13 protein-coding genes are annotated in these 17,451 nt (G+C 73.2%); 8 read left to right on the forward strand and 5 right to left on the reverse strand.

The window, feature by feature from the left end:
* Positions 1 to 6 precede the first annotated feature (6 nt).
* The 3 genes from AC3AGO_RS06900 to AC3AGO_RS06910 all read right to left on the reverse strand — a co-directional run bounded on the left by AC3AGO_RS06900 (position 7) and on the right by AC3AGO_RS06910 (position 3,969).
* Positions 7 to 1,518, reverse strand: coding sequence for an amino acid permease (locus AC3AGO_RS06900; protein WP_487819235.1), 1,512 nt, complete (start codon positions 1,516 to 1,518; stop codon positions 7 to 9).
* A gap of 221 nt (positions 1,519 to 1,739) precedes the next feature.
* The gene (locus tag AC3AGO_RS06905; protein WP_487819236.1) at positions 1,740 to 2,438 is read right to left on the reverse strand and encodes a class I SAM-dependent methyltransferase; all 699 of its coding nucleotides are present in this window, start codon (positions 2,436 to 2,438) and stop codon (positions 1,740 to 1,742) included.
* A 94-nt stretch (positions 2,439 to 2,532) separates the two neighbouring features.
* On the reverse strand, positions 2,533 to 3,969 hold the full coding sequence (locus AC3AGO_RS06910) for a GuaB1 family IMP dehydrogenase-related protein (protein ID WP_487819237.1): 1,437 nt from the start codon (positions 3,967 to 3,969) through the stop codon (positions 2,533 to 2,535).
* A gap of 338 nt (positions 3,970 to 4,307) precedes the next feature.
* Between AC3AGO_RS06910 and AC3AGO_RS06915 the strand changes: the two genes are divergently transcribed.
* The 3 genes from AC3AGO_RS06915 to AC3AGO_RS06925 all read left to right on the forward strand — a co-directional run bounded on the left by AC3AGO_RS06915 (position 4,308) and on the right by AC3AGO_RS06925 (position 8,662).
* Positions 4,308 to 6,107 (forward strand): AMP-dependent synthetase/ligase, encoded by a 1,800-nt coding sequence (locus tag AC3AGO_RS06915; protein WP_487824562.1) that lies wholly within the window; start codon positions 4,308 to 4,310, stop codon positions 6,105 to 6,107.
* Between the two features lie 336 nt (positions 6,108 to 6,443).
* Positions 6,444 to 7,085, forward strand: coding sequence for a DUF4142 domain-containing protein (locus tag AC3AGO_RS06920; RefSeq protein WP_487819238.1), 642 nt, complete (start codon positions 6,444 to 6,446; stop codon positions 7,083 to 7,085).
* A gap of 47 nt (positions 7,086 to 7,132) precedes the next feature.
* Positions 7,133 to 8,662 carry a DUF1996 domain-containing protein gene (locus tag AC3AGO_RS06925; RefSeq protein WP_487819239.1) on the forward strand — a complete coding sequence of 510 codons (1,530 nt, stop codon included), beginning with the start codon at positions 7,133 to 7,135 and terminating at the stop codon, positions 8,660 to 8,662.
* A gap of 290 nt (positions 8,663 to 8,952) precedes the next feature.
* Here AC3AGO_RS06925 and AC3AGO_RS06930 read toward each other — a convergent pair whose 3' ends face one another.
* Positions 8,953 to 10,086: a PucR family transcriptional regulator gene (locus AC3AGO_RS06930; RefSeq protein ID WP_487819240.1), complete on the reverse strand. Its 1,134-nt coding sequence runs from the start codon at positions 10,084 to 10,086 to the stop codon at positions 8,953 to 8,955.
* A gap of 519 nt (positions 10,087 to 10,605) precedes the next feature.
* Here AC3AGO_RS06930 and AC3AGO_RS06935 point away from each other — a divergent pair.
* Positions 10,606 to 11,268: a ferric reductase-like transmembrane domain-containing protein gene (locus tag AC3AGO_RS06935; protein WP_487819241.1), complete on the forward strand. Its 663-nt coding sequence runs from the start codon at positions 10,606 to 10,608 to the stop codon at positions 11,266 to 11,268.
* A complete protein-coding gene (locus AC3AGO_RS06940) occupies positions 11,265 to 12,797 on the forward strand; it encodes an NADH-ubiquinone oxidoreductase-F iron-sulfur binding region domain-containing protein (protein WP_487819242.1) in 1,533 nt (510 codons plus the stop codon). The genes AC3AGO_RS06935 and AC3AGO_RS06940 overlap by 4 nt, the downstream gene beginning before the upstream one ends.
* Before the next feature lie 45 nt (positions 12,798 to 12,842).
* Here AC3AGO_RS06940 and AC3AGO_RS06945 read toward each other — a convergent pair whose 3' ends face one another.
* Complete coding sequence (locus tag AC3AGO_RS06945; protein ID WP_487819243.1) at positions 12,843 to 13,814, reverse strand: nucleoside hydrolase; 972 nt, start codon at positions 13,812 to 13,814, stop codon at positions 12,843 to 12,845.
* Positions 13,815 to 14,107: 293 nt separating this feature from the next.
* Between AC3AGO_RS06945 and AC3AGO_RS06950 the strand changes: the two genes are divergently transcribed.
* From AC3AGO_RS06950 to AC3AGO_RS06960, 3 genes are all read left to right on the forward strand, one after another.
* Positions 14,108 to 15,121, forward strand: a complete 1,014-nt coding sequence (locus AC3AGO_RS06950) for a LacI family DNA-binding transcriptional regulator (protein ID WP_487824563.1) — start codon at positions 14,108 to 14,110, stop codon at positions 15,119 to 15,121.
* 11 nt (positions 15,122 to 15,132) lie between these two features.
* Positions 15,133 to 16,134, forward strand: a complete 1,002-nt coding sequence (locus tag AC3AGO_RS06955; protein ID WP_487819244.1) for an adenosine deaminase — start codon at positions 15,133 to 15,135, stop codon at positions 16,132 to 16,134.
* A 121-nt stretch (positions 16,135 to 16,255) separates the two neighbouring features.
* Positions 16,256 to 17,449: an SCO0930 family lipoprotein gene (locus tag AC3AGO_RS06960; protein ID WP_487819245.1), complete on the forward strand. Its 1,194-nt coding sequence runs from the start codon at positions 16,256 to 16,258 to the stop codon at positions 17,447 to 17,449.
* Positions 17,450 to 17,451 lie beyond the last annotated feature (2 nt).

Consider the following 17,451-nt stretch of genomic DNA (forward strand, 5'->3'; position numbering starts at 1 on the left):
TGCGGGTCACTCCTCCGTCGGCTCCGCCGGGCCGGCCGGCGCGGTCTGTTCGGAGCTGTGCTCGGTGTTGAGGCGGGAGCGGCGCATCCCGAACCCGAAGTACACCACGAGCCCCACGGCCATCCAGATCCCGAAGACCGTCCAGGTCGCGGCGTCCAGGCTGCCCATCATCCACAGGCACAGCGCGAGGCCGATCAGCGGGAAGAGCGGGGAGAGCGGCACGCGGAAGGTGCGCCGCATGGCGGGCCGGGTGCGGCGCAGCACGATGACGGAGACGTTGACGAGCGCGAAGGCGAACAGGGTGCCGATGCTGGTGGCGTCGGCGAGGCTGCCGAGCGGCACGGCGGCGGCGAGCAGGCCGCAGAAGAGCGACACGATGACGGTGTTGGCGCGCGGGGCTCCCGTGCGCGGGTGCACCTTCGAGAAGACCTTCGGGACCAGCCCGTCGCGGGACATGGCGAACAGGATGCGGGTCTGTCCGTACAGCACGGTCAGGACGACGGAGGCGATGGCGACGACGGCGCCGAAGGCGAGCAGTACGGGCCAGAAGCCCTGTCCTGTGACGTGGTGCAGGATGCCGGCGAGCGCTGCCTCCGTGCCTTCGAACTGCTGCCAGGGCAGGGCGCCGACGGCGACGGCGGCGACCAGGCAGTAGAGGAAGGTGACGATGCCGAGGGAGAGCAGGATGGCGCGCGGCAGGTCGCGCTGCGCGTCGCGGGCCTCTTCGCCGGCGGTGGAGGCGGCGTCGAAGCCGATGTACGAGAAGAAGAGCGTGGCGCCCGCGGCGCTGACCCCGGCCATGCCCAGCGGCATGAACGGCGCGTAGTTCCCGGCGCGGATGCCGGCGAAGGCGACGCCGCAGAACAGCAGCAGCGCGGCGATCTTCACGGCGACCATGACGGCGTTCGCGCGGGCGCTCTCCTTGGCGCCGCCGAGCAGGAAGACCATGGCGAGCAGTACGACGAGCAGTGCGGGCAGGTTGAACAGGCCGCCCTCACCGGGCGGTGCGGCGACGGCCTCGGGGATGGTGATCCCGAGAGTGCCGTGCAGCAGTTCGTTGAGGTACTGGCCCCAGCCGACGGCGACGGCGGCGACCGACACCCCGTACTCCAGCAGCAGACACCAGCCGCACACCCAGGCGACGAGCTCGCCGAGGGTGGCGTACGCGTACGAGTAGGAGGAACCGGACACCGGGATGGTGCCCGCGAGTTCGGCGTAGGACAGCGCCGAGAAGAGGGCGGTGACTCCGGCGATGAGGAAGGAGACGACGACGGCGGGTCCGGCGTCCGGGACGGCCTCGCCGAGCACGACGAAGATGCCGGTGCCCAGGGTGGCGCCGATGCTGAGCATCGTCAGCTGCCACATGCCCATCGAGCGGCGGAGTGCGCCGCCCGAGCCCTGACCGCTCTCGGCGACGAGTCGTTCGACGGGCTTACGGCGCCACAGCTGTGCCGTGGAGCGCCCTGTGGGGCGCGGCGCGGGTGGTGGGGCGGATGGGGCGGCGCCTTGGTCCAGCACGGTGCGGTCTCCTTGCTCGTCCTGCGGTATCCGGGGGGAGGTGCGGCCCCCGGGCCCCGCGGGGACGGCGGGGGCCGGGCGGCCGGAAGCGTGCTCACGCGTGTTTGGGGTGATCACACGTGACGCTTGACCTTACGAGCAGGTGACGGCGGCGGGTAATGGGGGGTTCTTGCGCGTGTACGGCGATCCGTTGCGCGGATCGCCGTCTTACGCAAGATCGTTCAGGGTGTGGGGACGGCGCGCACCCAGCTGCCGTCGTCGGTGAGCCAGGCGTCCAACGCCAACCCGGCCCCGTCCAGGGCCTGTTCGACGTCTTTCCTGGTCAGTGGGTACGAGTAGAAGGTCTGCGTCCACACGCGGCCGCCGTTCTCGTAGCGGAAGCAGCTGCGGACGGCCCCCTCGCCCGCGGGGTCGACGGAGACGACGGTGATGGTCGTGCCGTCCCGGACCCAGGAGCGGCCGGGGGTGAGATCCCCGTCCCTCGTGTCGCTCTGCCGCTGGACGACGACGCAGCCGTCCGCTGCCACATGGCGCGAGCAGGTGGCGAGCAGCCGGGCGCGTGTCACCGGGTCCGCGGTGTTGATCAGGAAGGAGGTGAGCGTGACGACGTCGAACCGCTCGCCGAGCACGAGGTCCTCGATGCTGCCGCACACGGTGCGCGCGCCGGAGATCCGCTCCAGCATGCCCGGCGACTCGTCGACGGCGGTGACCTCGTAGCCGCGGGCCAGCAGCGGGCGGGTCATCCGGCCCGCGCCGGAGCCGAGTTCGAGCAGCGTACGGGCGCCCGGGGGGACGGCGGCGGCGATGATGCCGGTCTCGCCGTGGTCGCCGAGCCCGGCGTACATCTCGACGGCGCAGCCGTCGCGGGTGATCTCTCCGGGACCTGTGCCGCGGTGGTCGTCACGCGTGTATGCGGTCATGCGGCCATGGCAGCACACGGCGCGGGCCGCCGGTACGGGAGCGGAGGACTCCGCATCCCGTACCGGCGGCCCGTCGGCGTGACGCGTCAGCGGGTCACCAACTGGCGTGCAGCGGCTTGCCCTCCGCGTAGCCGGAGGCGCTCTGCACGCCGATGACGGCCTTCTCCGAGAACTCCTCCAGGGAGCCCGCGCCCGCGTACGTGCAGGAGGAGCGGACGCCCGCGATGATCGAGTCGATCAGGTCCTCGACGCCGGGGCGGGCCGGGTCGATGAACATCCGCGAGGTGGAGATGCCCTCCTCGAACAGGCCCTTGCGGGCCCGGTCGTAGGCCGACTCCTCGCTGGTGCGGTTCCGCACGGCGCGCGCGGAGGCCATGCCGAAGGACTCCTTGTACAGCCGCCCGTCCGCGGTCTGCTGGAGGTCGCCGGGCGACTCGTGCGTCCCGGCGAACCAGGAGCCCACCATCACGTTCGACGCGCCGGCCGCCAGGGCCATGGCCACGTCGCGCGGGTGGCGCACGCCGCCGTCGGCCCACACGTGCTTGCCGTACTTGCGGGCCTCCTCGGCGCACTCCAGCACGGCGGAGAACTGCGGGCGGCCCACGCCGGTCATCATGCGCGTGGTGCACATGGCGCCGGGGCCGACGCCGACCTTGACGATGTCCGCGCCGGCCTCGATGAGGTCGCGGACGCCCTCGGCGGCGACGACGTTGCCGGCGACGACGGGCACCTGCGGGTCGAGGGCGCGCACCGCGTGCAGCGCCTCGATCATGCGCTCCTGGTGGCCGTGCGCCGTGTCCACGACGAGCGCGTCGGCCCCGGCCGCGAGCAGTGCCTTGGCGCGGCCCGCCACATCGCCGTTGATGCCGACGGCGGCGGCGACGCGCAGCCCGCCGTCCGCGTCGGCCGCGGGCGTGTAGAGCGTGGCGCGCAGCGCGCCCTTGCGGCTGAGGATGCCGACGAGCCGGCCGTCGGCGTCGACGGCGGGGGCGAGCTTGCGGTGCGCGGCGTCCAGCCTGTTGAAGGCCTCGCGCGGGTCGATGTCCGCGTCCAGCACCAGCAGTTCGCGGGACATCACCTCGGACAGCTGCGTGAACCGGTCGACGCCGGTGAGGTCCGACTCGGTGACGATGCCGACGGGCTTGCCGTCGACGGTGACGACGCCCGCGCCGTGTGCCCGCTTGGGCAGCAGCGACAGCGCGTCGGCGACGGTCTGCGTCGGCAGGAGTGTGATGGGGGTGTCGAGCACGTGGTGCCGCTGCTTGACCCAGCCGATGACGTCGGTGACGACGTCGAGCGGGATGTCCTGCGGGATCACCACGAGTCCGCCGCGGCGGGCGACGGTCTCGGCCATCCTGCGGCCGGCGATGGCCGTCATGTTGGCCACCACGAGCGGGATGGTGGTGCCCGTCCCGTCCGGGGTGGAGAGGTCCACGCCCTGCCGGGACCCGACCGCCGAGCGGTTGGGCACCATGAAGACGTCGTCGTACGTGAGGTCGTACGGGGGCCGCTGTTCATTGAGAAAACGCACGTACTTGATTCTCCCATGTCCGCCCGCTCGAACGGGAACGTATGTTCTGCCAGGCCGGGCGGGATCGCCCTGGTGCGATCGTACGAGCACCGGGGCGCGGCGGCCCCTTCCGCGCGCCCGTCGGTGGTCCCCCGGGTGGTCCCCCGCCGGCCCGGAGCCGGCGTCCCGGTCCCGGACGTGCACAACTCCCGTCGCTGAAGGAACTCCCGGCATGCGCACGAAGTTACGGATGCGTAGAGGCACTAGGCATTGGCACTGTGTGGCCGGTATTTTGCGGTCACGGTCACGGACAGTGGCCGCGGTGTCGCAACGGGGCGAGGGGGCAAGGGGGCGTGAGAGTGCGGGACTTCGGCGTTCCGGCGCTCGTGGAGCCGCTCCGCGCGGGCGGACTGGCCGACGCGGTCTTCGAGAACGCGGCGCGCGATCCGGGGCTGCCGCAGATCGCGCTGCGCGAAGAGCACGGCGGCTGGCGGGAGATGACCGCGGCCCGCTTCCGCGACGAGGTGCTCGCCCTCGCCAAGGGGCTGCTGGCCGGCGGGATCGCCTTCGGCGACAGAGTGGCCATCATGTCCGGCACGCGGTACGAGTGGACGCTGTTCGCGCACGCGCTGTGGTCGATCGGCGCCCAGGTGGTGTCCGTCTATCCGACGTCGTCCGCGGCGCAACTGCACCGGGTGCTGGCCGCGTCCGGGGCCACCGCGATCGTCGTCGAGGACGAGGACCACGCCATGACCCTCGGCACGGCCTGCGACGGGCTGCCCGCGCTGCGCCGCGTGTGGCAGCTGGACGCGGGCTGCGTACGGGAGTTGGCCGAGGGCGGCCGGCACGTCCCGGACGACGAGGTGCACCGGCGGCGGTACGCCGTGACGCCCGACAGCACGGCCGCCATCGTGCACACGTCCGGCACCACCGGCGAGCCGCGCGGCTGCGGCGTACGGCACTCCGCGCTCGCCTTCGAGTGCGACACCCTGCTCGCCGGCTGGCGGCACCTGATGGCCGCGCCCGGCGAACAGCCCTCCGTGCTGGCGTTCCTGCCGATGTGTCACATCTACGGGCTGATGGTCACCGTGCTGTGCGTACGGGGAGGCGTCCTCATCGGACACCAGGCGGAGACGGCTCCGGCCGCGCTGCTGCCGGCGCTCCGCTCGTTCGCGCCGACCAGCCTGTTCGCCGTCCCGTACCTCTTCGAGAAGCTCTACAGCGGCGCGCGGGCCGCGGCCGTACGGGCCGGGCACGGGCAGCTCTTCGACCGCGCGACGGACGTCGCCGTGCGGTACGCGGAAGCCGTCGAGCAGCACGCCCACGGTGCCGGGCCCGGGCCCGGCACCCGGCTGCGGGCCCGGCACGCGATGCACGAGCGGCTCGTGCACCGGAAGCTGCGGGAGGCGCTGGGCGGCAGGGCACGGCACGTGGTGTCCGGGGGATCGCCGCTGAGCCGGCGTCTCGGGCTGGCGTTCGCCGGGGCGGGCATCACCGTGTACGACGGGTACGGCCTCACCGAGACGACGGCGGCCGTCACGGCGCAGCCTCCCGGGCGGCCGCGGTTCGGCACGGTCGGCCGGCCCATGCCGGGGGCCGCGGTGCACATCGCGCAGGACGGCGAGATCTGGGTGCGCGGGCCGATGCTCTTCTCCGGGTACACCGGGAAGCCGGACGAACCGGAGGGCGAGGGGCTGCTCGACGGCTGGCTGGCGACGGGTGACACCGGGCGGCTCGACGACGACGGCTACCTCGTGCTGACCGGGCGCAAGAAGGACGTCATCGTCACCAGCGGCGGCAACACGGTCTCCCCGTACCTGCTGGAGGAGCGGCTGCGGACGCATCCGCTGGTGTCGCAGGCGCTCGTGATCGGCGACAACCGGCCGTACGTGACGGCGCTCATCACGCTCGACCCCGAGGCGCTGGAGCAGTGGGAGGGCGTGCCGGACGAGGTCCTGGAACGGGAGATCGGACGCGCGGTCGCGGGGGCGAACTCCGCGGTGTCGCGGTCCGAGGCGATCCGCGGATACCGGATCCTGCCGCACGAGTTCACGGAGGACGCGGGGTTGCTCACGCCCTCCATGAAACTGCGCCGCGCAGCGGCCGTCCGCCGCTACGCCACAGAAATCACCGCCCTCTACACCCCCAACCGCCCCTGACACCCCGCCGCAGCGGCGAGTCGGCCCGCGTGACCGGCCGGCGGTGACAGCGGGGCGCCGCCCCGTACCCCGAGCCCCGCTCGAACCGCCGGAACGACCCGCTCCACGACGTACCGCTGCGGCGGACAAGGGGTGGGCGCCACCCAACTCCCCCGCCGCAGCGGCACGTCGGACCGCACAGGGGCTCGGCCAGGCGTCAGGCGTGGGCGCGCAAGGTAGCAGGGGGGTGGGTGGGGGTGGGGGTCTTTGTCAGGGGATGACGAAGCCTCAGCAGTGCACACCCGCCCCGCAATAGCGTCTCCGCACTCCGGGAGTCGACGCGGAAGGGAGCACGCATTGCGGTTCGTCCTCGGCAGGTATCTCACGTCCGGCCGCGCCGTCGGTACGGCGCTCGTCGTGGTGGCACTGGTGGCGACGCTCACCGCGCTGCTGCTGCCGGTGCACATGTTCACCGGCAACCGTTCCGCCGCCGCGGCCCGCGAGGGCTGGGACGACGACGGCAGGGGCACCGTGAGCACCCCGTACGGGCCGCTGTCGCCGCTCGACCGGGACTTCGTACGGAAGGTGCGGCTCGCCGGGCTGTGGGAACTGCCCTCAGGCCGGCAGGCGCAGGAGCGCGGCACACGGGAGGCCGTCCGCACCGCGGGTGACCACCTCGTCGAGGGCCACACCGAACTGGACAAGCGCGCCGTCCAGGCCGGCCGGACGCTGGGCATCACGCTGCCCAACCAGCCGAACGCCCAACAGCGCGGCTGGCTGGACCAGATGGAAGCCGCCCGCGGCGGCGCGTACGACCGGCTGTTCACCAATCTGCTGCGCCGCGCGCACGGCAAGGTCTTCGGGCTGGTCGGACTGGTCAGGGACCGCAGCCGGAACGCGATGGTGCGCTCGCTGGCGACCCGCGCGAACGCCGTCGTCCTCGACCACATCACGGTCCTGGAGGACACGGGTCTCGTCGACTTCGACGCGCTGCACTGACCGCGCGCTGAACTGACCGCGCTGAACTGACTGGGAGAAGAAGGCATATGAGAGAGCAGGCCCACAAGCGCCGCCCGCGCACCGCGAGCAAGGTGGCCGCGATCGCCGCGGCCCTCGTGCTCGGCGGCAGCGGCATCGCGGTGATCGCCGCGAACGCCTCCGCGGGTCCGGGCGGTACGGAAGAGAACGGTACGGGGGGCGAACAGCGGGCCGCGCCCGCCGCGTTCACGGTGTCCTGCCCCGACGTCGGGCTGAAGCTGGACCGCGTGCCGGACGGCGCCCGTACGGACGTCGCCAAGGGGCTGGCCAAGCTGGACCGCCAAGTCGCGGGCGCGTACGAGCAGTTGTCGGCGCTCCCGCAGGGCAGCGGCTCCGGAACGGTGTTACGGAAGCTGCAGCAGCAGCGGACCGGGACCATCGACGGGATCGCGGACGCCATCGCACAGCGCGGGGAACGCCGGCCGGACGCGCTGGAGAAGATGCGGGGCTGCGAGATGAAGCAGGACCCGCAGGCCACGGCGCCGGCCGAGGCGCCCGCCGGAGACGGCGAGGACGGCCAGGGCCAGGACGACGGCCAGGACCAGGGCCAGGACGCAGGGCAGGACGGCGGCCAGGACCAAGGGCAGGACCAGGGCCAGGCTCAGGGACAGGACGGCGGTCAGGGAGACGGCGGTCAGCAGCAGGGCGGCCCCGTCGCCGCGGACTTCGTCGACATCAAGGACGTGGAGCCCAACGCGCAGCAGCCGGACGAGCAGGGCAGCGCCTCCAAGGGCACGTTCACCTCGGACTGCGGCCGCAACGAGAACGGCCACTTCAACTCCGACAACGTCATCGCCGCCCCCGGCGTGAGCAACGGCGCCCACCACGTGCACGACTACGTCGGCAACGAGTCGACGGACGGCTTCTCCACCGACGAGAGCCTCGCCGCGGCCGGTACAACCTGCACCAACGGCGATCTGTCCACGCACTATTGGCCCGTGCTGCGCGCCCTGGACGGCAAGCAGGAGGGCGGCCACCAGCCGGGCGGCGCACACGACGGGAACGTCGGCTCCGTACTGCGGCCCGCGAGCGTGTCGCTGACCCTCAAGGGGAGCCCGGTGAGCAAGGTCGAGGAGATGCCGCGGTTCCTGCGCATCATCACCGGCGACGCCAAGGCCTTCACCAACGGCACCGCCAACGCGAACGCGTCGTGGAGCTGCGAGGGCTTCGAGGACCGGCAGTTGACGGACAAGTACCCGCTGTGCCCCGAGGGCAGCAAGGTGATCCGCACGTTCGACTTCCAGAGCTGCTGGGACGGGCAGAACACCGACAGCGGCAACCACCGCGACCATGTCGCCTTCGCCGGGGACGACGGCTCGTGTCCCGCGGGCTTCAAGGCGATCCCGCAGCTCCAGCAGCGCATCACGTACGACGTGCCGCGTGAAGGGGTGCCCGCCGAGACGCCGTTCGCGGTCGACAGCTTCCCCGAGCAGCTGCACAAGCCGGTCACGGATCACGGCGACTTCATCAACGTGATGCCGGATGCGCTGATGCGGGAGGCGGTCGGGTGCATCAACTCCGGGCGCAAGTGCGGGTGACGCGCCGCCCCGGCGTGCGCTGACAACCCGCGCGCCCTGACAGCCCGGGTGGGGCCCTCCCCGCTTCGCCTCCGGTCCCGCCCGGGCGGACGGCGGCCCCGGATCACGGTTCCGGTTCCGTGATCCGGGGCCGCCGGTTGTCCGTGTGGCCGCGTCCGCGCAGTTCCCCGCGCCCCTATTCGCGCCGTTCCCCGCGCCCCTTCTCCGGAGCGGCGGCTGCGGTCCGCGTGTGGTGTGCGCAGTTCCCCGCGCCCCTTAACTGCGCAGTTCCCCGCGCCCCTTATCGGGGCTCAGAGGCCGTTGACTCGGGCCTCGTGGGCTATGCCCAGGGGGACGGTGCCGGTGCCCGAGACCACGGTTCGCGACCGCCGTCCCGCGCGGGCGCGGCGGCGCCGTACCTGCGACAGCAGGCGCCGACCCCGCAGGGTCATCTCCAGCTCGAAGCGGGTACGGGGGTCGCGCAGCGAAGGGCCGAAGAGCTTCTCTATCTGGCGCAGGCGGTAGCGCACCGTCTGCGGGTGCACCTGGAGCGTGCGGGCCGCCTCGGGCGCGCCGCCGCCCTCCAGCCAGGCGAGCAGGGTGACTTCGAGCCGTTCGCTCTGCCGCGGGGTCAGCCCGTCCAGGGGTTCGAGCCAGCGCGCCGAGAGCGCGCGGGTGAGGGATTCGTCCTGGAGGAGAAGGAGCAGGGACAGGTGGTCGTCGACGAACAGCACCTTGGGTTCCCGCTGTTGTCCGGCTCCCGCTCCGGTCCCCGTTCCCGTTCCGGTTCCTCCCCCGGCGTGCTGGGGTGCGACCTCCAGCAGCCGGCGGGCCCAACGCAGCGACGAGGCCGCGTCGTTGAGCGGCACGGTGTGGCCGACGGCTGCCGTACGGCCGCGCAGCAGGGTCTCCAGCGCGGCCGCCGCGTGCTCCTCGGGGTCGGGCACGAGCAGGCACAGCTCGCCGTCGAAGGGGCTGACGAGCGCGTTGCCGAGGGCCGCCGCGAGCTGCGGCGCCTCACAGGGGGAGGCCAGCGCGACGGCGCACACGGTCTCGGGGAGCGGCCATCTGGCGGCGCGTGCCAGCTCCGCCAACGACAGCTCGGAGGTGGAGCGTTCGTCGGTGAGGGCGGTGAAGAGCTGACGGCGTGCCCGGTCGATGGGGACGGCGGGGGCCACGGACGCCGAGGGCACCGGCAGCGCGGCGCTCATGTGGCCGGTGTGCTGCGGGCCCCGGTGCTGGTAGCCGAGGGACGACAGGAGTGCCTGCTCCATCGCCCACTGGGCGTCCTCGCGCTCGATGTCCTGCAACAGCGCCGACATCGCCGGAATGCTGTGCTGCAGCTCTTCCACCAGCCTGTCGGCGAGGGAGGGGAGTTCCTTTCTCAGAACTCGGGTCCACTCCCCCCGTGGTCGTGACCAGATGCGGTTCAGAAGGTCGCACATCTCTACCTCGTTCCTGCCGGGTCGGGCCTGTCCCGGCACGGGACGGTCAGGCCCGAGGAGGTGGCCCCCGCGGCCGGTTTCCCGGCCCGGCAGCGGGGTGAGGGGTCCCCCTGCTTCCCTTGGTTCGGCATCATCGGCAGCCGCGCCGCGGCCCTGCGCCGCCAGTACAGGAATTTGTCACAGGACGATAAATCCTGGATGGGTAACGGACAGTTCGGCGATGCTTCTGGCTCCCCGGCCACCGCATTCCGGCCGCCCGGCAGCCGCCTCGACCAGGCGCCCCGACCAGCCGGCCGGCACCGGAACCGGCGGCCGCCGCACCGGCCGTCCGGCCGCCCCGCTGCGAGAGCACCGGCAGATACGGAAGCCCCGATGTCCCCTCCAGAACTCCTGAGTTCCCGTTCGCACCGTGCGCGCCGGCCGGCACGTACGGCACGAGCCCGCACCTCGCGGGCGCCGCTCGCCCCACGTGCGCCCGGCGGGCCCGGCCTCCTCGGCGATCCGGCCGGCGGGGGCCCCGTGCGCGGCGGGCACGGCTCGCTGCGCCGCCAGGCCGCGTTCGGCCTCGGGTGTGCGCTCGCGCTGTTCCTCGCCGTCAGCGGCGGTTCGCTGGGCCGCGTCTGGGCGTTCCTCGACTTCGGTGCGGGCGTGCTGTCGCTGGTCTCACTGACCGTCACCGTGCTGTGGGGGCTGGCGGCCACCGACCGGGAGCTGCTCGGCCCCGGGCACCGGCTCATCGCGCAGGGCGTGCACCGGGGGACGGCGGTCGCCGGTCTCGGCTTCCTCGTCCTGCACATCTGGGTGAAGGTCGCGATGGGGTCAACCGGCTTACGGGGGGCGGCTGTTCCGTTCACCGACGGTTCGCAGCCGCTGCTGATCGGGCTGGGCACGCTCGCCGGCTATCTGTTCCTGGCGGTGGCGGTCACGGGCGCGGTGCGCGGGGCGTTCGCGCGCAGTGGCCGCTCCCGCTGGTGGCGGGCGCTGCACATGCTCGCCTACGCGGCCTGGGGGCTCGCGCTGCTGCACGGACTCAAGTCCGGGCGCGCCGCGAGCCCCTGGGTCGCCGCCTCGTACGTGCTGTGCCTGCTCGCGGTGGCCGGGGTGCTGGCCCTGCGTCTCGCGCCGAAACGCAACGCCCCGCGCCCCGAGGGGCAGCGCACCTCCGAAGGGAATCAGCAGTGACCTCTGTCGTCCCGGTCCCGGCCGGCTCCGCGGCTCTCGTCCCCGTACCGGTCCGGCGCCCCGAAGCGGCGCCGGACGTCGCCGCGTTCGGGCTGCCGCGGCTGCTCGCCGGGCTCGGCGACGGCGTACGGCTCGACCGTGTCGGCCATCTGACCGTGCACGGTTCGCTGCCGAAACTGCGCCCCGAGGAGCTCGTGGACCTCGCCGAGAACACCGGGCTGCGCGGGAGGGGCGGTGCGGGCTTCCCTTTCGTACGGAAGCTGCGCGCCGTCATCGAGGCGGCCTGCCGCCGCCCCGAGGCACGTACCGCCGTGGTCGTCAACGGCACGGAGGGCGAGCCGAGTTGCCTCAAGGACACGGCGCTGCTGCTGTACGCGCCGCATCTCGTGCTGGACGGCGCGCTGCTCACGGCCCGCGGGCTGGGGGCGCAGGAAGTCCATGTGGGGGTGGTGCGCCGCGACGTCGAGCAGTCGGTACGGGCGGCCATCGCCGAACGCGGCCGGGAGGGCGTACGGCTGCGGGTGACGCGGCTGCCCGAACGGTTCGTGACGGGCGAGTCGTCGGCGCTCGTCAACGGGCTGAACCAGTTCGCGCCCCTGCCCTCCGGCCGCGGCGTCCGCAGCAGCGAGAGCGGTCTGGGCGGGCTGCCCACGCTGCTCTCCAACACGGAGACCTTCGCCCAACTCGCCGTCGCCGCACGGCTGGGCGCCCTGGAGTACCGCACGGCGGGCCTCCCCGACGAGCCGGGCACCGTGCTGCTGACCGTCGCGGGCAGCCGGGTCGTGGAGGCGCCGACGGGTGTGCCCCTGCCGTACGTACTGGGCCTGTGCGGCCTGCGGCCCGGACAGGGGGTGCTGGTCGGCGGCTATCACGGCCGCTGGCTCGGCCCGCAGTCCGCGTGGCAGGCCCGGATCTCCCGGGAGTCGCTCACCGCGCTCGGCTCGACGCTGGGCGCAGGGGCCGTCCTTCCGCTGCCGGAGGACACCTGCCCGGCGGGCGAGACCGTACGGGTGGCCCGCTGGATGGCGCGCGAGTCGGCAGGGCAGTGCGGGCCGTGCGTGCTCGGACTGCCCGCGCTGGCCGAGGCGTTGGCCCGGGCGCTGGACGGCGGCGGCCAGGACGCGCTCGAAGCGGTACGTGAACGGGCCGCCGCCGTGGTGGGCCGGGGCGCGTGCGGCCATCCGGACGGCACGGCACGCTTCGTGGACTCGGCGCTGACGGCGTTCCCGGGCGAGTTCGCGGAGCACGCCGCGGGGCGCGGCTGCGGCCGTCCCGTACGGGGTGCCCTTCCGGTTCCGGACGCGGAGCCCGTACGGGAAGGAGCCCCGCAGCGGCAGGAGCGGCTGGTGGTCAACTGGACGCTGTGCCAGGGGCACGGACTGTGCGCGGGCGTCGTGCCCGACGCCATCACCCTCGGCCGGGACGGCTACCCCACGCACGGCTCCGCCGAGATCCCCCCGTCGCTGCGCCGCCAGGCCCAGCGGGCCGTACGCCGCTGTCCGGCACTGGCGCTGCGGCTGGAGGGCTGAGCCGATCCGTCAACCGGGCTGTGAAGACCGACTCCTGACCGTGCGTCAGACGCTGGGGTGCCGCAGCAGCATCTCCGTGAAGTGGGCGCTGAAGTCGCGCGGGCCGGTACCCAGAGCCACCCGCCCGGCGTGTTCGGTGCGCGCGGCGAGGTGCGCCGGATAGTCGTACGCACGGCCCGCCGAGAGGAACACCGTCTGGCCGCGCGTCAGTTCACTGCCGCACTCCACGATGACGGTGCCCGGCGCCGCGGTGACGAACGACTCGTCGGCGGCGACCCCGACGGCCAGCGGGTCGTGCAGCGGGCAGGTGTCCCTGCCGACGCGGGTCCGGTAGGTGTGCAGGTAGGAGCGCATCAGCCGGGCCGTCAGCTCCTGCCCGGGGCCGGCGGCCTCCAGTCGGGCCAGATCGTCCTGCCCGAAGCACCAGCCGTGCGTCGCGTCCAGACCGACCATCGTGTACGGGATGCCGCTGGACACCACCAGATCGGCGGCGTCCGGGTCGGCCCAGATGTTGAACTCGGCGACGGGCGTGCAGTTTCCCGGCACCTGCGCCGCGCCGCCCATGAACACGAACCGGGCCAGCCGGTGCGCGAAAGCGGGGTCCTGGACCAGGGCGGCGGCGACGTTGGTGAGCGGTCCCGTGGCCACGACGGTGAGCTCCCCCTCGTACTCCCGCGACAGCCGCAGCAGCGCGGAGACGGCGTCCTCCGTCTGCTCGGGGACTTCGGACCCCGGCAGGGTCACCCCGCCGAGGCCGTTGCCGCCGTGGAAGTCGGCGGTGTACGGGGCGACGCGGCTGAAGGCGCGCCGTGCGCCGCGGTACACCGGGACGTCCCGGTCGATGCCGAAGGCACGGGCGAGGTCGCGGGCGTTGCGGAAGGTGTCGTCGATTCCGACGTTGCCGCCCACCGCGGTGTAGGCCTTCAGGTCCCACAGGCCGGTGCCGAGCAGATACTGCAGGGCGACGGCGTCGTCGAGACCGGGGTCGCTGTCGAGGACGAGCGGTGCGGACGGCACGGAGGGACTCCTTCGGCAGGGGCGGGCGCGGGCGTACGGGCACGACGGACCGGCCGGGGCGCGGCAGGCCGGCCGGAAGGGACCGGGCGGCCGGGCGTGACGCGCCGGTCGGGAAATCGATATCCGTCAGCCCATCCACTCCCCCGCTCACTGTCAAGACCAGCGCACGGGCCACTCCTTGATGGGGAGGAACGGGGCACTCTCCCGCCGCGCTGATAACGTTTGCCCGGCGTGTCCCGCAGGCGGCCGGAGCGGGATGCCGAGGACCGAGGGAGGCGGGCCCGTTGACAGCAGTGACCCTGCGCGATGTGGCGCGCGCTTCGGGCTGTTCCGTCGCGACCGTGTCCCGTGTGCTCGCCGGCACCCGGCCCGTCGGCCAGGACACCGCCCGTACGGTGCGGGCCGCCGCCGAACGCCTCGGCTACCGGCCCAATCAGGTGGCCCGCGCCCTGCGCAGCCGCTCGACCGGCACCATCGGGCTGGTCCTGCCGCAGATCACCAACCCGTTCTTCCCCTCCCTCGTGCGGGAGGTGGAGCACGCCCTGCACGCCGGAGGGCGCGCGCTGCTGCTCGCCGACTGCGACGACGACCCGGCGACCGAGGCCGACCGGATCTCCGCGCTGCTGGACCGCCAGGTCGACGCGCTGCTGGTGATCCCCGTGGACGAGAAACGCAGCAGGGAGGCGGTGGCGTCGGCGGCGGCGCAGGTGCCGCTCGTCCTGCTGGACCGCGCCTGCGGCCCCGGCGTCGCGCACTCGGTCGCCGTCGACAACGCGGCGGGCATGGCCCTGGTCCTGGAGCATCTCGCCCGCGCCGGACGGCGCCGCGTCTGCTTCCTCGGCGCCGACGGCGGCAACTCGGCGGCTGCCGAGCGGCACGCCGCGTACGAGGCCGGCGCCGCCGCGCTGGACCCGGACGCGCCGTCCCGGGTCGAACTCGGCGGATTCTCCGTCGAGTTCGGGCGGGAAGCCGTCGACCGGGTGCTGCCGCACCGGCCCGAGGCGCTCGTCTGCGCCAACGACCTGATCGCGGCCGGCGCGCTGCAACGGCTGCGGCAGCTCGGCACCCGCGTGCCCGGCGGCATCGCCGTCACCGGCTTCGACGACACCGGCATCGCCGGGCTGGCCGAGCCGGCCCTGACGACCGTCCGGCAGCCCGTCACCCAACTCGCCGCCGAGGCGGTGCGGTTGCTCGACGAGCAGCCGGACGACGGCCCCCGCGCGCGGCGTTCCGTACGCCTCGCGCCCGAACTCGTGGTGCGCGAATCCAGCGCACCCTTCCCCGCACCCCGCAACCCAGCACTCTGAGGACGACCCGCATGCCCATCCCCAAGGCGGAACTGCACGTGCACATCGAGGGCACGCTCGAACCCGAGCTCGCCTTCGCCCTCGCCGAACGCAACGGCGTCACGCTGCCGTACGCGAGCGTCGACGAACTGCGCGGCGCCTACAGCTTCAGCGGTCTGCAGTCCTTCCTGGACCTGTACTACCGGATGATGTCGGTGCTCCGCACCGAGCAGGACTTCGCCGACCTCGCCGAGGCCTATCTGGCACGCGCCGCCGAACAGGGCGTACGGCACGCGGAGATCTTCTTCGACCCGCAGGCGCACCTCGAACGCGGCGTCGACCTGGACACCGTCGTGAACGGACTGTGCCGCGCCCTCGACGAGAGCGAGCAGCGGCACGGCGTCAGCACCCAGCTGATCATGTGCTTCCTGCGGCATCTGCCGGCCGACGCGGCGATGACGCTGCTGCAGGGCGCCGAACGGCATCTGCACAAGTTCACGGCCGTGGGGCTGGACTCCAGCGAAGTGGGCTTCCCGCCCGAGCTGTTCGAGGAGGTGTTCGCGGTGGCGCGCGAGCACGGGCTGCGCTGTGTGGCGCACGCCGGCGAGGAGGGCCCGCCCGCGTACATCCGCTCGGCGCTCGACGTGCTGCACGTGGAGCGCGTGGACCACGGCATCCGCTGCCTGGAGGACGAGAGCCTCGTGGCGCGGCTGCGCGACGAGCGGATGCCGCTGACCGTGTGCCCCTTCTCCAACGTGCGGCTGCGCGTGGTCGAGGACCTCGCGGACCACCCGCTGGACAGGATGCTGGACGCGGGCCTGCTGGTGAGCGTGAACTCCGACGACCCGGCCTACTTCGGCGGCTACGCGGAGGACAACTTCCGCGGCGTGCGCGACGCGCTGGACCTCGGCGAGGAGAAGCTGCGCACCCTCGCGCGCAACTCCTTCCACTCCTCCTTCCTCACGGAGGAACAGCGCGACAAGTACCTCGCGGAAGTCGACGCGTACGCCTTCCCCGACGCCACCGACACGTAGGACAGGCAGCCGGTACGTAGGACAGGCTGCCGCTTCTCACCGGTTAGCACGTTCCGACAAGTTTCCTCCTGGCATCACGGCACTCGCGCAGACTGCCGAACCACCCGATCCAGGAGGAGACATGAAGACTCTGCGCACCCGCCGTCAGCACAGCCCCCGGCCGCGCCGCACCGGTCCGCGCCGGTCGGGGGGCCCGGCCCCGGAGGGCCGGCCCCCGGCGAAGCGGTACGCGGTGGCCGCCGCCGCGGCGCTCGCCCTGATGGCCACCGCGTGCGGCAGCGACGGCGGCACCGGCACGGTCCAGAACGCCGGCGGCAGCGCCGAACAGGGCGGCTACGGCGCGGACTCCGGCGACGGCTACGGCTCCGGAGCAGCCTCGGACAGCAAGGCGGAAGCGCGTACGGGTCCCGCCAAGTCCCTTGCCGTACGGGACGTTCCGGAGCTCGGCGAGGTCGTCACCGACAGCGCCGGCTGGACCCTCTACCGCTTCGACGAGGACACGGCGAAGCCGCCCCGCTCCAACTGCGCCGGCAAGTGCGCCTCCGCGTGGCCGCCCGTACCGGCCGAGGACGCCAGGGCCGCGGCGGGCATCACGGACGGCACGCTCGGCAAGGTCAAGCGCGCGGACGGCAAGTGGCAGCTGACGCTGGGCGGCTGGCCCGTCTACCGGTACGCGAAGGACACGGCGCCCGGCGACACCAAGGGCCACGGCGTCGGCGGCACATGGAACGCGCTGGCGCCGACCGGCGCGAAGGCCGGGCAGAAGGCGGCGGACAACGCGGACAACAAGCCGGCGGCACAGCTGAAGGCCGTCGACAACGCGGACATCGGGCGGATCCTCCAGGACGCGAAGGGCCGCACGCTGTACCGCTTCGACAAGGACACGGCGTGGCCGATGAAGTCCAACTGCACGGGCGCGTGCCTGGACACGTGGAAACCCGCCAAGCCGGTGTCGGAGGAGAAACTCAGCGGCGTGACGAAGAAGGCGGTCGGCACGTACAAGCGGGCCGACGGAACGCGGCAGCTGGCCATCGACTGCTGGCCCGTCTACTGGTTCACCGGCGACACCGAGGCCGGGGACATCAACGGGCAGAACGTCATGGGCCTGTGGCACGCCGTCACACCGGACGGCAAGAAGGCGAAGGGCTCCCCGAGCCCCCAGGACGACGGCGCCGGCTCCGGCGCTGACAGCAGCAACTCCGGCTCGGACAGCGGCAGCAGCAGCGACGCGGGCAGTGGCTCGGGCAGTGGCTCGGGCAGCGGCAACGACAGCGGCAGCAGTGACAGCGATGCCGGCAGCGGCTACGGCTACTGACC

This window comes from Streptomyces sp. BL1 (assembly GCF_057628045.1).

Coding starts and splice junctions, on each gene's coding strand:
- AC3AGO_RS06905 (WP_487819236.1), bottom strand. CDS start 2,438: ATGACCGCATACACGCGTGACGACCACCGCGGCACAGGTCCCGGAGAG.
- AC3AGO_RS06925 (WP_487819239.1), top strand. CDS start 7,133: ATGAGAGAGCAGGCCCACAAGCGCCGCCCGCGCACCGCGAGCAAGGTG.
- AC3AGO_RS06930 (WP_487819240.1), bottom strand. CDS start 10,086: ATGTGCGACCTTCTGAACCGCATCTGGTCACGACCACGGGGGGAGTGG.
- AC3AGO_RS06955 (WP_487819244.1), top strand. CDS start 15,133: ATGCCCATCCCCAAGGCGGAACTGCACGTGCACATCGAGGGCACGCTC.
- AC3AGO_RS06960 (WP_487819245.1), top strand. CDS start 16,256: ATGAAGACTCTGCGCACCCGCCGTCAGCACAGCCCCCGGCCGCGCCGC.